Origin of the sequence: Aliivibrio finisterrensis (genome assembly GCF_008933155.1) — a bacterium.
Taxonomy (GTDB): domain Bacteria; phylum Pseudomonadota; class Gammaproteobacteria; order Enterobacterales; family Vibrionaceae; genus Aliivibrio; species Aliivibrio finisterrensis.
In genome coordinates, this window is sequence record NZ_WBVP01000084.1 from 1 (window position 1) to 744 (window position 744).

The following is a 744-nucleotide window of genomic DNA, read 5'->3' on the forward strand; positions in this document are numbered from 1 at the left end:
AACGAGTCGGGTTGTCTCAATTCATTTCAGGTTATTTCTGTAAGTCAAATATTGGTTTATCAAAAGGTAGTTCTGAATTTTATCAAAGAATAACGAATAAGTTAGGTGTTGAACCTAGTCAACTTACAATGGTTGGTGATTCACTTGAAAAAGACGTTATTTCAGCGATAGAGGCTGGTTTAAATGCGGTTTGGTTTAACCCTAGAGGTTTGGAAAAAGAAAGTCACTCCAATTTTAGAACGATCTCTCAGCTTCATGAGTTAAGCATATAACAAATGCATCAACACGATTTGCTACATTCGGCATTCTAGGTTTCTTTGAGTTTACCGTATTAAGTGGTAAATTTTAGCTTAATCTGCATGGTAGCAAACGTGTTATGCAGGCGTTATACGAACTCTGAGAATGCAGTTTTTTGGTTCACTTCAGCGATTGAACCATTAGCTTTTTAGGTGTGAAAGTAGGGTGGTTTTCCTTTTTCTTTGCTGCCTTTTGGTGTTCGTTTCATCTGGTTCGGCATTGAACTATTATTGCCCTAAGTTCAGGCGTTTCAGCGGCTAATTTACGCTTCAATTGTTCTTTGGTTATGCCTCATTTTAGCCTGCACCAGTGTTTTTCTCTCAACATTTTCAATCCCAATTGTGGCAATGATATTTGGTTTATTAGTTCTAAACAGGCTGAAACCAAATCGTTCAAATGGTGTAAGAAAAAGGGATTGTTTCGTTTCACAGTTATTGTCGCTGATTG

2 protein-coding genes are annotated in these 744 nt (G+C 37.2%); one reads left to right on the top strand and one right to left on the bottom strand.

What is annotated here, in order from left to right; genetic code table 11:
- A partial coding sequence (locus tag F8B77_RS17345) for an HAD family hydrolase (protein WP_151656906.1) occupies positions 1–272 on the top strand: 272 nt, incomplete at its 5' end.
- A 287-nt stretch (positions 273–559) separates the two neighbouring features.
- Here F8B77_RS17345 and F8B77_RS17900 read toward each other — a convergent pair.
- Positions 560–744, bottom strand: a 185-nt coding sequence (locus F8B77_RS17900) for a hypothetical protein (RefSeq protein ID WP_244298279.1), incomplete at its 5' end; no start/stop codon positions are given.